Annotated in this window: 14 protein-coding genes; 3 read left to right on the forward strand and 11 right to left on the reverse strand. The window is 53.8% G+C overall.

Annotation, left to right across the window (positions count from 1 at the left end):
- Positions 1 to 8 precede the first annotated feature (8 nt).
- The 11 genes from FEE96_RS07340 to FEE96_RS07390 form a co-directional block, all read right to left on the reverse strand.
- The gene (locus tag FEE96_RS07340) at positions 9 to 797 is read right to left on the reverse strand and encodes a class I SAM-dependent methyltransferase (RefSeq protein ID WP_246079361.1); all 789 of its coding nucleotides are present in this window, start codon (positions 795 to 797) and stop codon (positions 9 to 11) included.
- Positions 797 to 1,570 carry an ABC transporter ATP-binding protein gene (locus tag FEE96_RS07345; protein ID WP_138162370.1) on the reverse strand — a complete coding sequence of 258 codons (774 nt, stop codon included), beginning with the start codon at positions 1,568 to 1,570 and terminating at the stop codon, positions 797 to 799. The genes FEE96_RS07340 and FEE96_RS07345 overlap by 1 nt, the downstream gene beginning before the upstream one ends.
- Positions 1,567 to 2,628 (reverse strand): FecCD family ABC transporter permease, encoded by a 1,062-nt coding sequence (locus tag FEE96_RS07350; protein WP_138162371.1) that lies wholly within the window; start codon positions 2,626 to 2,628, stop codon positions 1,567 to 1,569. The genes FEE96_RS07345 and FEE96_RS07350 overlap by 4 nt, the downstream gene beginning before the upstream one ends.
- A 62-nt stretch (positions 2,629 to 2,690) precedes the next feature.
- Positions 2,691 to 3,845, reverse strand: a complete 1,155-nt coding sequence (locus FEE96_RS07355; RefSeq protein ID WP_138162372.1) for an ABC transporter substrate-binding protein — start codon at positions 3,843 to 3,845, stop codon at positions 2,691 to 2,693.
- Between the two features lie 173 nt (positions 3,846 to 4,018).
- Positions 4,019 to 4,417 carry a RidA family protein gene (locus tag FEE96_RS07360; protein WP_138162373.1) on the reverse strand — a complete coding sequence of 133 codons (399 nt, stop codon included), beginning with the start codon at positions 4,415 to 4,417 and terminating at the stop codon, positions 4,019 to 4,021.
- Between the two features lie 21 nt (positions 4,418 to 4,438).
- The gene (locus FEE96_RS07365) at positions 4,439 to 5,329 is read right to left on the reverse strand and encodes a sugar kinase (RefSeq protein WP_138162374.1); all 891 of its coding nucleotides are present in this window, start codon (positions 5,327 to 5,329) and stop codon (positions 4,439 to 4,441) included.
- A 4-nt stretch (positions 5,330 to 5,333) separates the two neighbouring features.
- Entirely contained in the window at positions 5,334 to 6,389 is a 1,056-nt protein-coding gene (locus tag FEE96_RS07370) for a D-TA family PLP-dependent enzyme (protein WP_138162375.1), read from the reverse strand.
- Positions 6,386 to 7,852 (reverse strand): M81 family metallopeptidase, encoded by a 1,467-nt coding sequence (locus tag FEE96_RS07375; protein ID WP_138162376.1) that lies wholly within the window; start codon positions 7,850 to 7,852, stop codon positions 6,386 to 6,388. Before FEE96_RS07375 ends, FEE96_RS07370 begins: the two co-directional genes overlap by 4 nt.
- 92 nt (positions 7,853 to 7,944) lie before the next feature.
- Entirely contained in the window at positions 7,945 to 8,985 is a 1,041-nt protein-coding gene (locus tag FEE96_RS07380; RefSeq protein WP_138162377.1) for a TRAP transporter substrate-binding protein, read from the reverse strand.
- A 41-nt stretch (positions 8,986 to 9,026) separates the two neighbouring features.
- A complete protein-coding gene (locus FEE96_RS07385; protein ID WP_138162378.1) occupies positions 9,027 to 10,310 on the reverse strand; it encodes a TRAP transporter large permease in 1,284 nt (427 codons plus the stop codon).
- Complete coding sequence (locus FEE96_RS07390; RefSeq protein WP_246079343.1) at positions 10,307 to 10,828, reverse strand: TRAP transporter small permease; 522 nt, start codon at positions 10,826 to 10,828, stop codon at positions 10,307 to 10,309. The genes FEE96_RS07385 and FEE96_RS07390 overlap by 4 nt, the downstream gene beginning before the upstream one ends.
- A gap of 187 nt (positions 10,829 to 11,015) precedes the next feature.
- On the opposite strand from FEE96_RS07390, the gene FEE96_RS07395 reads away from it, so the two are divergent.
- The 3 genes from FEE96_RS07395 to FEE96_RS07405 all read left to right on the forward strand — a co-directional run bounded on the left by FEE96_RS07395 (position 11,016) and on the right by FEE96_RS07405 (position 13,469).
- Positions 11,016 to 11,951: a MurR/RpiR family transcriptional regulator gene (locus FEE96_RS07395; protein WP_138162379.1), complete on the forward strand. Its 936-nt coding sequence runs from the start codon at positions 11,016 to 11,018 to the stop codon at positions 11,949 to 11,951.
- Positions 11,952 to 12,370: 419 nt separating this feature from the next.
- Complete coding sequence (locus tag FEE96_RS07400; RefSeq protein ID WP_138162380.1) at positions 12,371 to 12,835, forward strand: nuclear transport factor 2 family protein; 465 nt, start codon at positions 12,371 to 12,373, stop codon at positions 12,833 to 12,835.
- 22 nt (positions 12,836 to 12,857) lie between these two features.
- Complete coding sequence (locus FEE96_RS07405; protein ID WP_138162381.1) at positions 12,858 to 13,469, forward strand: pyridoxamine 5'-phosphate oxidase family protein; 612 nt, start codon at positions 12,858 to 12,860, stop codon at positions 13,467 to 13,469.
- The last annotated feature ends 27 nt before the right edge of the window (positions 13,470 to 13,496 follow it).

The following is a 13,496-nucleotide window of genomic DNA, read 5'->3' on the forward strand; positions in this document are numbered from 1 at the left end:
TCAACCATTCAAGGCGCGGTGCAGACCAGCGCAAACCGGTTTTCACTGCTTTGTCGCAGTCGCACAGGAAGAGGCCAGGCTTTCATTCCCTGCCCATAAAGTGCGGATACACTAACCTTCTGCACGGATACAAACCCCGCTTGAACCAAATCATGGCGAAGGTGTTCCAGAGTGAGCCCGTTTCGGTATGGCAGTTGCTTGCGGATCCATTGATCTTTGGCCGTCTCTTTGGGAGACTTTGCCGGGAGCGGAGAAAGGAAGTCAGCAAACTGGCGCCGCAACCGATACAAAAACGAATGGCCCTGTTCCCAGTTGCCATCAACGAGCAACAGACGCCCTCCTGGCTTTAAAACACGACGCCATTCCGCATATGCTTTCTCTGGCTTGGTGAGTGTCCAAGCGAGGTGTCGTGTTACAGCAAAGTCAAACGCATCGTCGACAACACCCAACAGATTTTCTGCGTCACACAGCAACGGGCTCCACGACTTCCCCATGAGCTTTTCTTTTGCTCTGGCGTGCATTTTTTCCGAGAAATCCAGCCCCACAACCTCAGCACCAAGACTGCACAACACCCGGCTGATCTCACCTGTGCCGCATGCAATATCAAGCACCTGTTTTCCGATCAGCATTTGGTCCGGACCAAGCTCAAATGACCGACATATGAAATCCTGCCATGCGGATAATCCGTATTGGTTTTCAATAAGATGCGAAGGGCTGTCATCAAACGTGGCTGCACGATCCGACCAATAACTCCTGATTTCTTCTTTCAGGTCAAAATTCTGCCCACGAAGATCCATCACGCTGAAAGACGTGCATCAACGTAGAGCGCACCTCGTGTGGTTCGTTCCAAATCCGTTTCCACCTTATAGGTTTCGCCAATTTCTGACAGTGCAAGAATGGTCTCGGGCGTCCCATCCGCCAGAATTTTCCCGTCTCGCAACAGGATCAGCCGGTCGCAAAACTTGGCCGCTAGGTTCAAATCATGCAGGGCCGCAATGACCACCGGCCTATGCCGTCTGACCTCGGTTTTAATCGATGTCATGATCGACAACTGGTGGTGCAAGTCCAGGGCACTGGTAGGTTCATCCAGCAAAATCACATCGGGGGCGCGGACCAGCGTTTGGGCCACTGCCACCATCTGCGCCTGCCCGCCGCTAAGATCGGCAATGCCACGGTTGGATAGATGCGCCAAATCTAAGGCTGCCAGGATATCAGAGACTTGATCAAGGTTTTCTTCCTCAACCCGCCAACCGGAGGTCTGTTTCAACGCCAATAGCACACTTTCGAACACCGTCAGCAACGCATTGCAACCAAAGGCCTGTGGCATGTAGCCAACCCGCTGTGCCCGATCCCTGCGACGCATATGCGTAACATCATCATCATTCAGGCGGATCATCCCTCCACGTGCCGGGATAAGCCCCGCCAAAGTTTTGAACAAAGTGGATTTACCCGACGCATTGGGCCCGATGAGTCCCACAAATGCCCCGTCTTCAATTTCTGGTACTGAGATATCGCTCAGAACGGTACGGTTGCCATACCCGGCCGCCAAATGCTTGATCGTTAGGGTCATGATAACTTCTCCCGTCGTGAACTGAGGATGATGGAAATGAAGACCGGAACACCAATCAGCGACGTAATAATGCCGATCGGGTAAATGATCCCGGGTGTGATGGATTTCGAAATCAACGAGGTCAGCGAGAGCACCAATGCCCCGACCAGCGCTGAAAGTGGGACAAAGAACCGTTGATCCTCGCCCACCAACAGGCGCGCAATATGAGGCCCAACAAGACCAATGAAACCAACGGTTCCGACAAAAGACACTGCCGTTGCTGCCAGCAGCGAAATGCAAATCAGCATCTCGACCCGAAGACGCGCTACATCAACACCCAGACTTTCTGCCGTTGCCTCGCCCATGCGCAGCGCCGTCATTGGCCAGGTTCTTAGTAAGCTGAAGGGGATCGCGACCCCAAGCAGCAACGTGCCAAGTGAGATTTTTTCCCAACTTGCCCGGCTTAATGAGCCCATCATCCAGAACACGATCCGCGCGATCTGGTCCTCCGACGCCATGTACTGCATCAGGGCCAACAAGGCAGAAAACGTAAAAAAGATCGCAATCCCAAACAGGATCATGGTTTCTGATCCGACACCTTTTAGGCGGGTCGCAAACAGGATGAACCCGCAGGTCAACAGCGCAAAGAAAAAGGCATTTGTGGTGACCAAAAGCCCGCCCACCGCAGGGACGATGCTAAATCCCAGAACGATGGCCAGCGATGCGCCAAAACTGGCCGCAGCTGACACACCAAGGGTAAAGGGTTCAGCCAAGGGGTTGTTCAGGATCGTCTGCATCTGCGCACCGGCCACAGCCAGCAACGCGCCGACCAGCACAGCAGTCACAGCCACTGGCAAACGATAGTCCCATACAATCACCTTGAGACGCACGCCGTGCGACATTGGGTCTGCAAAGACTTCGAGGACGGTAGACAACTGGTAGTGACCAGGGCCTGTAGCTACGTCGAGGACGAAGCTGAGAAGGAGAAGGCCTGCCACGCAGGCAATCATCACATAGCGCCGCATCACTTGGGATGCATAGGCCTGCCGCATCTCTGCGGGGCTCACATTAATTGACATATTGAAGATCTCTAATTGGATGAATGGTCCCGCCCAAAGGCGGAACCAAAAGACCTAAGGGCTCAACCGCCAGCTGATAGGCTGCCCCAGAAAACGCCGGAGTAATCGATTGGCAGGAACTTCTCATGCAGTTCAATCATCGTGGCTTCTGGATCCAGATCCGCGAACAGATCAGGATGCAACCATTTGGCAAAAGCCTGCATCGCTACAAAGTGGTAAGGACTGTTGTAGAACTGGTGATAGATTGAGTGGAAATTACCATTCTTGACCGCCGACAGATCTGACCAGCCTTCACGGGCAGCCAGTGCGCCAAGACGCTCTTGAACCATGTCTTCGCTGGCTTCATAGCCGAACAAAACCGCGGCGGTTGCCGGGTTTGCCTCTGCCCAGTTTGCACCAGTTCCAATGATCACTTCAGGGTCGTCGGCAAAAATAGCTTCCAGGCTCACAGCGGTTTTGAACCCAGGGAATTTAAGCGAACCCCAGTTGCGCCCCCCGGCCAGATCAACCAGACGTCCCAAATTTGCAGCCCCAAATGTACCGCAACACTTGGCCGGATTATAGCCAGCGGCGCGCTCGATAAACACAATTGGGCGATCTTCTGCGGGGATGGATTCAACGCGGCTGTAGATCTTCTTCATCTGCGCCTGATAATAGTCGGTAAAGGTATCTGCCTCGTCCCGCTTATCAAAGATCCGTCCTAACAACTGGATACTGGGCACTGTATTCTGAGTAGGGTCCTGCCGGAAATCCACAAAAACAGTGGCAACACCAGCCTCTTCCAGCTTTTCAATGATACCGCTTTCCTGGGCCTTCATCAGGTTGCCAAGGTTCATCAACACCACTTCGGTGCCCAGTGAAATCACCGACTCGAGGTTCCATTCGTCAGCATATGGGCTGCCAAAACTCGGAATGTCAGCGGCTTCTGGGAAGACGGCCTGATACTTGCGGTAAGCATCCGGGTCATATTTGACCATGTCGTCTTTCCAACCGACGATACGCTGGAATGGGTTGTCACTGTCCAACAGCGCGATCGAATAAATCATTCGACCTTCGCCCAGAACAACTTTTTGTGGGTTCTTTTCGACTTCGACCGTACGGCCGGCGATATCAGTTATAGTTACGGTCTCGGCCAAAGCGAACGTGGCGGATGCGAAAGAAATCGCAGTAGCTGCGGCAGCGGAGCAAAGACCCCGTGTCAGAAGACTGACTGTCATGGGTCTCTCCAAATTATTAGGCTAACGGATGCATCCGTTAACCAGAGGAATGCTATTAACCCAGTTAAATTGTCAAGATATTTATTCAACCAAATTACAAGGCTTTGACCTGCAACCGAACCCAAACACTCGCATTGTCAGGGTCCGGTCTTCAGGCTTTAGCTCACCATCTTTTAGTCCAACGGTTTATAAACCATCGCGTCGATCTCAACTTTGGCATCAACCATGATCTGCGAGCGCACTGTGGATCGGGCTGGGCCACCATTGGGGAAATAACTCGCGTAGACCCGGTTGAAGGTCCAGAAGTCACGCGGATCATCCAACCAAACGCCAACCTTGGCGATGTCCTCCAATGTGCAATCAGCCAGCGCCAAAGCAGCGATCAGGTTCTCCATCGTTTTGCGGGTCTGGCTTTCGATGCCACCGGCTTCGATTTCGCCGTTTTCCTTCATGGCCACCTGACCGGAAATAAAGACAAAATCACCGGCACGAACCGCTGGTGCAAATGGCAGGGCCTGGCCACCTGCCCCGGTACGATCATCGCCTAAACGCACGATTTTCTTGCTACTCATTTCAGATAGTCCTTTTAAAGTTTAGAGAGTGTGATTGAAGGGGATTGGATCAACCGCGCCATAGCCAGTAGTGGACAAGGCTGCTCCGCTGTTGGCGATTTTTGCAGCGTTCAGGATATCGCCGTCACGCAGATAATTCGCCAGAAAGAGCCCATTGAAACAGTCGCCTGCTCCGGTTGCGTCTTTGGCCTGCATTTGGGTTCCGGGAATGGTAACAACATCAGCGCCGTCAGAAACGGACACACCATCCGCACCCAGTGTCAGGGCAACAATTTTGGCCCCCAGATTATGGTAGAATGCGATGATGTCCTCGGGGCTGTGCAAGCCGGTCAACTGGCGCGCGTCATCCAACCCTGGCAAGGCAATATCGCAGCATTGCATTAGATTATGTGTCACCGAACGTGCCTGTTCCAGTGACCACAGCGCGGTGCGCAAGTTCGGATCGAATGCCACCGCCACGTTGTTCTTCCGCGCAATTCCCACCGCCTGAAAGGTCGCGTCACGAAGGCTGCTACTAACCCCAAGACCTATGCCTGACGAATAGAACATACGAGCCTTTGCAATCGCGGCGTCAGGCAGAATATCTGTGGTCATCTCGCTGGCGGCAGAGCCCTTACGCCGGTAGACAAAGTGATGCCCCTCCGCGTCATGAAACACGAAGTAGATCCCAGTTTCCTGCCCCGGCACCACCTCAACATGATCTGTCGAAACTCCTTCACGCTGCCATAGCTGACAAAGGTCACGACCAAATGGATCATCACCGACCCGCGAAATCAGACCAACGTCCACACCCTGTCTTGCGGCTGCAATGGCAACGTTGGACACATCCCCGCCAAAGCCCGCCCGAAAAGAGCCATCAGGCTGAGCATTCAATTCACAAAGTGGTTCGCCAAGACATATGAGCGCACTCATCTAATCACCACACCTTGCCCCGAGCGACCACTGGACTTGCACCCAGAGCTGTTTCTCCTCGGATCAACTGAACCTCATCCAGCATGTTGCTGACCACACAGACGTGGTTTGGAACAATGCGAAGGCGGTCGCCGACGTTTAAGTTGATATCATCCGCTGTCAGCACGCCATGTTCTTCGGACAGGCCAGCCACTTTGATGTCGGGGCGACCTAAGACATGACCATGCCCATCCAGCCCTAACAGATCCGAAGTCAAAACCTTGGTTCCAGCGTCCACAACGGCGCGCCCTGCAGATGGGACGGAAATAACAGTGACCAAGACACTAAGGGCGCAATCATCCCAAGTACAAACGCCACGATCCTGCAGTGAACGATCGTTATAAACATAGGTCCCAATCCGGTATTCGGTGGCTACCGGTACTTCTTGTGCTTGCCACATGCCGGGAGACCCACCGTTTGAAATTATCGGAACCGGTACCCCCGAAGCCTCAATCATCTTTTTCGCTTTGGTCAGCCAGTCCTGAACTTCAGGTTCTTGGCCCGTCGGCGGGTAGGTCATTAACCCGCCAAACATCAGTCCGGTTTGGCCATCAATGTAGGTGGCCAATTCAGCGGCAGCCTCACAAGTGGTCACCCCGCAACGCGCACCTCCCGTGTCACATTCGACAAGAACAGTAAGCGGTACATCCGCGTCACAAAAGGTCCCAGCCAGCCCGTCAATTGTGGCGACGTTGTCGGCCACAACACTGAGACGAACCTTTTGAGCCAGCTTTTTCAGCCGGGACAGTTTGTCTGCGCCAAAAATGTTGAAAGTGATCAGCACATCATCGATGCCACCTTCAGAAATCATTGCTTCGGCTTCGCTGACCTTTTGGCATGTGATGCCAATCGCCCCGGCCTGTATCTGCCGTTGCGCCAATCTCGGCAATTTGTGAGTTTTAATATGTGGGCGCAGCTTCAGGCCATATTCATCACAATGGGCTTGAAATCGGTCGATGTTTGCCTCGGCAATGTCCAGATCAACCAGCACCGCAGGCGTGTCAATATCGGGAAAGGTCATGCGTTCTCAACCTCGAATGGATTTGCAGCGATCGGCCACAAAGGCCGCGTTAGTCGGGTGTATTTGGTTTGTGTCGGGTCATTGGGATACGGCCCGTTGACCGCGGCGTATAGAATTTCAGAGGCGACCGAGGCAAAAGCCCCGTGAAAATGATTGGTCGATTTCACAACCAGTATTTTTCGGGACCGGATATCGATCCCAAGGTTGGTGAACAAATCTGGTGAAAAAGCCTGTGACCGATTGGAGTTCAGTACCACGTCAATACCGTCAATGTGGATGACCGCACAGTCACCCAACGGCACAACAGACGCTCCAAAGCTCTGCACTGCGTCGTTGGCGATCTTCATCACGGTTACAGTGGCATCTATAGGAGCACCGGCAAAGGCCGAGGTTTTGCCACCAAAGCGCAGGTCGAGTTGTGCACCTTCTCCTGCGGCATGACACAGTCGCACCGCCATCGGGTCCCAGATTGTCGCCAGCGCCAGAGATTTCAACTTCATGTCAAGCGCGGCGCGGAGCAGGATTGTGGAATCCCCGGCAACGCCGCCTCCTGGATTATCCCAGACATCCGCGATCACAACCGGGCCTGTTTTTGCATCATTGGCAGCCGTGAGCGCATCCTCGACAGTCAAAAATTCCGGCTTGGTTGTTCCACGAAATGAAAACAACTCCATCCCCAGATCATGGGCAAGCTTATCGCCAGCATTTTGGTTGCCGTCCGAAATCACGATAATTTTGGCCCCCAAATCCGGCGAGTCCCCGGCCATGAAGCCGTGAATGGTGGATATGGAAAGCGCAGATCCATCCGCCTCTAGGGCTAGCATTTTATCCACGAACCCGCGCATTGGGGCGCGGCTAGTCGGCAGCACATCAATCATACGCACATCAAACACCGACAAGGTTGGCGTGATTTCTGAACGCGCGGCTCGTAGGGTCAGATCAACACAGTTTTCACCGGTTTCGGCAAAGTCGGTGTGCGGAAATTCTTTAAATACAGTAATAACATCAGCGTTTTCGACCCGACGTGCGCTAAGGTGACTGTGCGGATCGAAGGTAACCCCGATCTTGGTCTTGGGACCCGTAATCTGACGTACGGCTTCAATCAGAACACCTTCGCAATCGACGCAGCCATCGGCAATCATCGCGCCATGTAAACCCAGTACGACAGCGTCAACCGGAAGCGCAGCGCGCAGCTGGTCCAGCACTTCATCGCGCAGTCGCGCCCAGGTTCGCGCGTTGACCAAGCCACCGGGTTCAGCCCATGTGGCAGTGCCCTCAACCAACTCAATATCTCCGGCTCGCGCGCGTTTACGGAGGGCCGGAAACACGGCGCTACAGAGGGTCGGCGTTTCCGGATGGTCCCCCGGAGCCGCATAGAAGCTTTGTTCGAAATCGGTAAAATCGGTGCGTAGAGGCGAAAACGTGTTGGTTTCGGTAGCAATCGAGGCGCAGAAGACCCGCATGTTTCGATCCTTTAGTCTGAATAGGTAGGCAGGTATCCAGTGGATACCTGCCCGCTCCCCACCCACGTTGCCGCAGGTGGGGTGGGAGTGAGTTAATTGAGGTAAGCAGCAGCGTTTGCAGCAGCAACTTCAGACTTGAACATGTCCAACAGCTCGCCTGCGCGGGCATCCATGTTTTCGGCAACGTGGGCCTCAAAGGCGGGCTGAGCAGCTCCGGCCATGGCGGCACGCTGGTCAGCGGACAAAGCCGTCACTTCGATCTGATCCATCAGGCCTGCGAGACCACGATCAGAAGCTTCGATGATGCGCGACAACCCACGACTTGCAGCAACACAGTTTTCAGCTGCGGTATGCAACGTCGCCTGCTCACTGTCACTCAGACCTTCATAAAACGCGCGGTTGATCATGAAAGTATAAGGCGAGAACAGGTGGTTGGTCAGTGTCATGTACTTTTGTACTTCGGCGAAGTTTGCAAAAGAGATGATTGGAACCGGATTCATCTGACCGTCGATCACACCAGTTTGCAGACCCGAATATACTTCACCCCAGGACAAAGGATAGGCTTCGGCACCCAGCGACTGCATGATTTTCTGGTGCGACGGTAGGGTCATTGTACGAATGCGGATACCGTCAAAGTCCTTCAAATCGGCAATGGCGTGTTTGGAGTTGGTCACTGCAAAGAAGCCACCTGTGTCCGGGAAGCCAAGCACAACCACATCACCCAGTTCGGCTTCAATATCGGCTGCCAGTTCTTTGCCAAATGCACCGTCAAAAACCTCGTAGGTCGATGCATTGCCGTCGAAAGCAAACGGCAGATTCAGCACGTCAATACGCGGGTAGTAGCTGGCCAGCGCACCTGTGGATGTCAAGGTTGCCTGAATGATACCATCGCGGACCTGCTGAACGTGCTCAGACGCGGACCCCAATTGGTTGGAGCCAAAGACTTCGACTGAAACAGAGCCGTTGGTGTCAGCGGTGACAATGTTCGAGAACACAGCGGTACAGGCGTGTGCCGGGTTTTCAAACGGGTCGGTTTTGTTGTCATGGCCGAATTTGATCACGCCACCTTCAGCATAGGCACTGCCGGCTGTCATCGTCGCGGCAATGGCCAGACCTTTGATAATCGTTTTCATAGTTTCCTCCAGTTGGTTTTGGTTTTGATTTTGGTTGGTCGTTATTGTGCGTAGCCAAGCAGGCGAGGCAGCCAAAGGGCGGCATCCTCCCAAAAGGCAAAGGCAAACAGGATGGCAATTTCAGCGATCAGGAACGGCATCAGCTTGATCGAAATGCGTTCCAGTTTTTCACCGGTGACTGACGACAGAACAAACAGGCAGGCCCCAACCGGTGGCGTCATCAGCGAGATATTGAGCGCCAAGACAAAGATGATACCCGCATGGATCGGCTCGAGCCCGACCTGTTCGGTCAGAGGCACCAGGACCGGAGCCAGAATGATCAGGATCGCGGTGATATCCATCACCATGCCAACAACAAGTAGCAGACAAATAATAATCGCGATCACTGCATAGCGATTGTCGGACAGGCCCAACACTGTTTCGGCGATCAACTGCGGGATACGCTCAAAGCTCATCCACCAGCCAAGAATTCCAGCAAACGCAATGATAACAAAGATCACACCCATGATACGCGCCGTGCGTACCAGCATGCCGTAGAACCCTTTGAACGTCAGTGTGCGGTAGACAAAGATACCAATGAACAGTGCGTAAGCCACGGCAATGGATGCTGCTTCGGTTGGCGTCACGATGCCACCCAGGATACCGCCCAGAATGATCACCGGCATGGCCAGCGCAGTTAAGGACGACACGAATGTATCCCATATCTCACGCGGGCTGGCACCACGAATAGCTTTCGGCAGGTTTTCGCGTTTACCGCCAATGGCAATCACCGCCATACAGACCAGACAAATCACCAGTCCGGGCAACACCCCTGCAGCAAACAGTCCTGCAATCGAAACGCCCATCAGCGAACCATAGACAACCATCAACCCCGAAGGCGGAATGGTTGGCCCAATGATCGACCCTGCCGCTGTGACCGCACAGGCATAGTCGCGATCATAACCTTCTTTGACCATCGCCGGGACCAATGTACGACCAAAGGCAGCAGCATCTGCGGTAGCGGATCCAGTTAACCCAGCAAAGAACACCGACGCCAGCATATTGGTATGTGCCAGCCCACCTCGAAACCGTCCCACCAACACTTGCGCCAGCTTGACCAAACGGCTCGTGATGCCAATGTCATTCATAATTTCACCAGCCAGGATGAAGAACGGCATGGCCAGGAACGGAAAAATATTCAGCCCGTTGAAGATCTTGCTGGGACCGATCTGCAGGAACTGGGTTCCTCCCATATCGATCAGGCCAACAACCCCAGCCAGGCCGATAGCAAAACCAATTGGCGTACCAAACAGGACGAGAGTGACAAAACAGACAGCAACAATCATGACAGCTCCTCCTCCAAGTGATCGGCAAATGGCGGTTCGTCAATGTGTGATCCCAGATCGCGTAATAGAACGAGAACGAGCTGTAAGGAGGACAGGAAAGCCGCTGCTGGGATTGCTGCGTAGAATGGGGCAAGGCTAGCCCCAAAAATCATCGCATGGCGTGGGGCCCCGCTTTGTGCAAACCCAATGCCAAACCAGGCCACGTATAGAAACAGCGCAAGAGCGAGCAGATCCATACAGATCAGGAGGGCGCGGCGAAGCTTGAATGGTATGGCCATAATAAACGCTGTCAGACCAATATGGTCCCGCCGGGCCACACCCGATGACACCGCCAGCATCGCAGCCCAGATCATCAGATAGCGGGCCAGAACCTCGGGCCAGGGCAATTGCCAATGGAAATAATAGCGGTCCATCACCCCCAGCCAGACGTCAAGAACCAAAGCAAGCATCAAAGCTGCGACAATAGCTTCGACGACAGTGTTGATCCTTGCACTGGTTACCTCTGCCCAGTTACGCACCTGCTTCTCCCCCTGAAACGAACGTGTAATTTAATTACATTAAGTCGCGACTCACATCATAAATCAAGCCTGTTTCGTTACGGAGTTACATATTTCGCTCAAACCACGGGAAAACTTGGCTTTTACTTGTGTAATTAGAGTTGATATGTATCTTAGTTACAGCCCGCATGTAGTTTAGGAGAGCACAGTGCCCGCTGATTCCACTGAAACGAACGGCGTTGATCTACCGCCACAAAAAGGCCAGCCTGGTGTCGCGGACGTTATCTCGGCGCTGTATCACCACGATGGCAAACTGGCGACCCAAGAGCAAAGAGTAGCGAATTACGTCAAGGACCATCTGGAAGACATCAGCGCGATGACAATTGCCGAGCTGGCAGGTCAGTGCAATGTCAGCACCCCAACGGTGATCCGGTTCTGCCGGACGCTTGGCTGCGACGGGTACCGTGAATTCAAGCTGAGATTGGCGCAAAACCTTGCGGTGAGCATGCAATATTTGTCGGCGGATCCGAAAGCTGGTCCGACAGCGGGTGACAGCGCCATTGACCAAATCCTCAACGCTATTAACGCGACAGCAAACGTCATGCGCCGCCAGATCGACCCGCTTGTTCTAGATTGCGCCAAAGCCGCCCTCTTGGACACCCGCCACCTGCTATTTGCCGGGATTGGCGGAGGATCCTCGACCGTAGCACAGGAAGCGGCCAATCGATTTTTCCGGTTGGGTATTCCATCCATGTCGACCAGCGACAGCTACACCCTGCAAATGCGCGCAGCCACACTAAAGGAAGGCGATGTTTTATTCCTGGTCTCTGCCAGCGGCGAAGCAGACGCCATTATTGGTGCCGCCAAAATCGCAAACAATTACGGCGCTACGACCATCTGCATTACCAAGCCTGGAACCAAACTGGCTGATGTCTGTTCGGTCCCGATCCTGGTGGACCTTCCCGAAGACCGAGACATCCACAAACCAACATCTTCGCGCTACATTCACATGATCATCGTCGACGCGCTTGCTATGTCTGTTGCCCAAGAGATGGCGCACGAAACAACGGAAAACCTGCGCCGAATCCGGGCTTCCCTCACCGCATACCATGGCAGAACCGGGCCCCAACCCCTGGGGGATTGACCCGCGCCACTCAGGCCGCCCCATTGTGCCGCCTCCTAGCTAGAGACGACAAGACCCCATTATTCTGGACAATAGCCAGCTCTAGCGCTCCCAGCATCCAGTCGAACACCTCTGTTCCGGCAACTCCCTCTATTGCCCAATTGATCAGATCACCGACCACCCCGTCATGATCAACCGCTCGCCTAATTGCGACCAGCTCCCCCCACAGCCAAGTTTACTGACCGATCAGTACACAATATTACATAAATATGTAAGATTTTCCGGCCTTTTTTCGTGTTTTTGCAAGCAACTTCCACATGGACCGATCGTGATTACGCAAAATCCAGTGAAACCAATTGACTTCAAGTACAGATTGGTACATCTAGCTCAAACCGTAAGATTACCGATCTGTACACCACTATCTGCATTGGAAAACGCAAATGACCCGCCCGCCTCTCCCTCCATTTGACACGTCGTCTGCCGAGAGTAAGGTTCGGATGGCTGAAAACGCCTGGAACAGCAGGAACCCGGATGTTGTAACTGCAGCCTATACGGAAACCAGCCAATGGCGGAACCGGTCTGAAATTTTGTCAGGTCACTCCGAAATTCACGCTTTTCTGACCCGCAAGTGGGCCAGTGAACATCAATACCGGCTTATCAAAGAGCCTTGGGCCACAGCTGGGAACCGCATTGCCGTCCGCTTTGCATATGAGAGCTGCGACCTGGCAGGCAACTGGACCCGCTCCTACGGTAACGAAAACTGGGAGTTCGCAGCAGATGGCCGCATGGCCCGTCGCATCGCCAGCATCAACGATCTGACAATCACTCCAGAACAACGGCTATTTTTTTGGCCTCAAGGCCCCCGACCTGAGGATCACCCCAGCCTGAGTGACCTTGGTCTTTAAAGTTGAAAGAAGGAGAAGAAAGATGCCTCTCGCATTTGCAGATATTGCCTTCACACCAAAAGTTCGCGCCGAACAGGAACGACGCGGATCCTCCAAGGCATACGGTAAATTCCTGTCGGACGAGCGTTGGGGCGGAGACCGTCTTGGTCCGGAAGAAGCAGCGTTCCTGAGCGAACGTGACGGCTTTTTTCAGGCCAGTGTCTCGGAAAGCGGCTGGCCCTACGTACAGTTTCGGGGCGGCACACCTGGCTTCATCAAAATTCTGGATGACCAGACGATCGCCTACGCTGACTATCGCGGAAACCGCCAATACATCAGCGCAGGTAACCTGGCCCACTCCAGCCGCCTGTCGGTCATTGCAATGGATTATCCAAACCAGCGGCGCCTAAAACTATGGGGTGAGGTTGAGCTAATCGACCCAGAGACCGACCCGCAACTTCTTGGGCAACTGCACACTGGCAAAGAAACCGTTGAACGCATCGTCAAAATCCGCCTGTCTGCGTTTGACTGGAACTGCCCACGCCATATCCCGCGCCGCTTCACTCTGGAGGAGTTGGAGCCGGAATTGGCCGTGCTGCGCAAACGCCTGTCCGAGCTGGAAGCCGAAAACGCACAACTCAAACGCACGCTATGAACACAACTATCCGCCAACAAAGACAGC

The organism is Parasedimentitalea maritima (assembly GCF_005771405.1).
In the GTDB taxonomy this organism is placed as follows: Bacteria; Pseudomonadota; Alphaproteobacteria; order Rhodobacterales; family Rhodobacteraceae; genus Parasedimentitalea; species Parasedimentitalea maritima.